This window comes from Microbacterium sp. K35, from assembly GCF_004794375.1.
GTDB lineage: Bacteria > Actinomycetota > Actinomycetes > Actinomycetales > Microbacteriaceae > Microbacterium > Microbacterium sufflavum.
The window spans coordinates 1-3,537 of sequence record NZ_SSDM01000179.1 but is presented as its reverse complement, the minus strand read 5'-3'; the positions used below and the strand labels follow the sequence as shown (position 1 = coordinate 3,537).

4 protein-coding genes are annotated in these 3,537 nt (G+C 74.0%); all 4 read left to right on the top strand.

Annotation, left to right across the window (positions count from 1 at the left end):
- A partial coding sequence (locus DW299_RS18910) for a polysialyltransferase family glycosyltransferase (RefSeq protein ID WP_240745334.1) occupies nt 1–826 on the top strand: 826 nt, incomplete at its 5' end.
- 5 nt (nt 827–831) lie between these two features.
- Nucleotides 832–2,001 (top strand): acylneuraminate cytidylyltransferase, encoded by a 1,170-nt coding sequence (locus tag DW299_RS06935; RefSeq protein ID WP_136036150.1) that lies wholly within the window; start codon nt 832–834, stop codon nt 1,999–2,001.
- A 91-nt stretch (nt 2,002–2,092) separates the two neighbouring features.
- Nucleotides 2,093–2,965, top strand: a complete 873-nt coding sequence (locus DW299_RS06930; protein WP_136028661.1) for an N-acetylneuraminate synthase family protein — start codon at nt 2,093–2,095, stop codon at nt 2,963–2,965.
- A partial coding sequence (locus DW299_RS06925; protein ID WP_342589050.1) for a DUF6716 putative glycosyltransferase occupies nt 2,962–3,537 on the top strand: 576 nt, incomplete at its 3' end. The genes DW299_RS06930 and DW299_RS06925, both read left to right, overlap by 4 nt.

Here is a 3,537-nt window from a genome sequence, read left to right as displayed (position 1 = left end):
GCCGGTGCCGCCCGCGGCCTTCGCGGCGGCGCTGCGCGAGACCGCGACGCCGGAGGTGCCGGAGGTGCCGGCAGACCCGGAGCCGGGACCGTCCACCGTGCTGGTGCTCGGGCAGTACCTGTCGGCGCTCGGGCTGCAGACACCGGCGCAGGAGATCGCGCTGCAGCAGAGCCTGGTCGACCGGGCGGCCGCGTGGGAGCCGGAGCGCATCGTGTTCAAGCCCCATCCGGCGGCGCCGCCCCTGCTCGCCGATGCCGTCCGTGCCAGGGCGCAGTCGCTCGGCATGGCGTTCGAGGAGCACCGCGGCACGGGGCCTGCGGAACTGGCGGCCGAACGCCTCGATGCGCGGGCCGTGGTCGCGGCGTTCTCCACCGCGCTGCCGACCGTGCACACGGTGTTCGGCCGCGACATCGGTGCCGCCGGGACAGCGGACCTGCTCGGCACGCTCGCTCCGTTCGAGAACAGCAACCGCATCCCGCTCACGATCGTCGACGCCCTCACCCGCACCGACGCCGCGCGCCCGGAGCCGCCCGAGCTGCAGCGCCTCGTCGATGCGGTCGGCTATGCCATGCAGCCGCTCGTCGCCGAGCACCTGCGAGAGCGCGCGGAGGAGGTCCTGCGCGACCTCGACGATGACGAGCGCCGCCGGTACTTCTCGGCGGAGCGCCTCACGCACCTGCGGTTGCCCGGCGCCGCGCCCGCGACCCTGCGACAGCGCCTGCGGCACCCCGCGGGCGGCATCGGGCGGATCGAGGAGTGGCGGCTGACGGCGATCGGGGCACGGCGTCGCGCCGGTCGCGCGTGGCGGGAGATCCGGGGAGGATGACGAGCATGCAGCAGACAGACGAGGGAGCGCCGCGGACGGTGGCGATCATCCCGGCGCGCGGCGGGTCGAAGCAGATCCCGCGCAAGAACCTGGAGCGCGTGGGCGGGGTGCCGCTCGTGGCCAGGGCCGTGCACGCGGCAACGGCCGCCGCGGGCATCGACGCGGTCGTGGTCTCCACCGACGACGACGAGATCGCGGCGGTCGCGGAGGCCGCGGGCGCGCGCATCGTCCGGCGCCCCGCGGAGCTGTCGGGCGACACCGCGTCGTCCGAGGCGGCGATCCTCCACGCGCTCGACGAACTCGAGCGCCGGGGAGAGTCGTTCGCGGTCGTCGCGTTCGTGCAGGCCACGTCGCCCTTCGTGCCGAGCGTGGAGCTGTCCGCCGCCGTCGAGGCCGTGCGGGAGGGCACGGCCGACAGCGCGTTCGCGGCCGTCGAGACGTACGGCTTCCTGTGGCGCACCGGGCCCGAGGGGGAGGCGGAGGCGCTCAACCACGACGCGAGCCACCGTCCGCGGCGCCAGGACCGTGAGCCGCATCACCTCGAGACCGGGGCGTTCTACGTGTTCCGGGCGGACGGGTTCCGCCGCAGCCGGCACCGCTTCTTCGGCCGCACCCGCATCATCGCGGTGCCCGAGTGGAGCGCGATCGAGATCGACGACGCGGAGCAGCTCGCGGCGGCGCGGGCTCTGGCGGCCCTGCGTGAGACTCCCGCGCGGATCCCGGTGCGCGCGGTGGTCACCGACTTCGACGGCGTCCACACCGACGACACCGCGATCGTCGACGCCGACGGAGGGGAGCGGGTACGGGTGAGCCGGGAGGACGGCATGGGCGTCGCGCTGCTGCGCCGCGCCGGCGTGCCGATGCTGATCCTCTCCACCGAGGTCAACCCGGTCGTGCGGGCGAGGGCCGACAAGCTGCGCGTCCCCGTGGTGCACGGCATCGACGACAAGGAGGACGCGCTGCGGCGGTGGGCGCAGGAGCAGGGCATGCCGCTCGCCGACATCGCGTACCTCGGCAACGACGTGAACGACCTCCCGGCGATGCGCATCGTCGGGTGGCCGGTCGCCGTCGCCGACGCGCATCCCCTCGTGCGGGCCGAGGCCAGGGTCGTGCTGCACCGCCGCGGGGGAGACGGTGCGGTCAGGGAGCTCGTCGAACGCGTGTTGTCGAGCTGACCGCCCCCGGTAACCCTCCGGTCGAGGGCCGTTCACCCGCGGCGCGTACTCAGGAAGGACGGCGGCAACCCGCTCGACGACCGGAGGAACCATGACTGTCAGCATCGGCTCGCGTGTGATCGGCGGCGGCCGTCCGGCCTACGTCATCGCGGAGATCGGCCTCAACCACAACGGCGACGTGGACATCGCCAAGCGACTGATCGACGTCGCGGCGCGGGCGGGGGCCGACGCGGTCAAGTTCCAGAAGCGCACCCCCGAGATCTCCACGCCGGAGCACATGCGCGATGTACCGCGGGAGACGCCGTGGGGTGTCATGAGCTATCTCGACTACCGGCGCCGGGTCGAGTTCGGCCGCGACGAGTACGTCGAGATCGGCGACCACGCCACGCTGCTCGGGCTGGACTGGTTCGCGTCGCCGTGGGATGTGCCGAGCGTGGCGTTCCTGGAGGAACTGAACGTCGTGGCGCACAAGGTCGCCTCCGCGAGCCTGACCGACACCGAGCTGCTGACCGCGCTGCGCGAGACGGGCAAGCCCGTGATCCTCTCCACCGGCATGTCCACGATCGAGCAGATCGACCGCGCCCTCGACACCCTCGGTACCGACCGGGTCGTGCTGATGCACGCGACCTCGACGTATCCGCTGGAGCCGGAGGAGGCGAACCTGCGGGTCATCGCGACCCTCCGCGACCGCTACCCCGGCATCCCCGTCGGATACTCGGGCCACGAGCGCGGCCTGCAGATCTCGCTCGCCGCGGTCGCGATGGGCGCCGTCGCGGTCGAACGGCACATCACGCTCGACCGGACGATGTGGGGCTCCGACCACGCCGCGTCGCTGGAGCCGACCGGACTCGAGCACCTGGTGCGCGACATCCGGGTGATCGAGCGGGCGGTGGGCGACGGCGTGAAGCGCGTGTTCGACAGCGAGCGCGCCCCCATGGCCAAGCTGCGTCGCGTGCCGGCATGACCGACGCCTCCGGGCTGCGCGTGGTCGCGGTCGCCGATGCCGACTCGTTCGTGAAGTGGTCTGCCTCGCTGCTCGGCGCGGTGCCCGGTCTGCGCCCGCAGCTGCTGCTGGTGCGCACGCCCCTCACGGTGAGCGCGGAGCAGGAGCGCGCGGCGCGGGAGGGCACCGGGGTCGCGGCGACAGATGTCACCCGGCTCGACCTCGCGCAGGTGGCGGCGTCGCTGGACCGGCAGCGGCCCGACGCGGTGCTGCTCGCCGGTCGCGGGCCGTTCGTGCGGCTGCTCGGAGGCGTGATCGACTCGCTCGCGCACCGGCCCGTCGTCGTGTCGGGGCTGCCCGGTATGGCGATCCCGGCGCAGCGCGGGGCCCTGGAGTACCGGCGTCACACCGACCTGCTGATCGTGCACTCCCACCGCGAGGTCAGGGCGTTCGCCGAGCTGGGGGAGCGGATCGGGGTGCCGGTGCCGCTGGCGCTCGCGACCCTTCCGTTCGCACGGGGCCCGTACGGCGGCCGGAGGCGGGCGGAGCGTGCCGAGGCGCGGATCCTCGCCGGAGGGGCGCCGCGGACCGCT

What these genes read in the sequence shown, in the direction of transcription:
- DW299_RS06935 (WP_136036150.1), top strand. Translation starts at nt 832, where the DNA reads ATGCAGCAGACAGACGAGGGAGCGCCGCGGACGGTGGCGATCATCCCG.
- DW299_RS06930 (WP_136028661.1), top strand. Translation starts at nt 2,093, where the DNA reads ATGACTGTCAGCATCGGCTCGCGTGTGATCGGCGGCGGCCGTCCGGCC.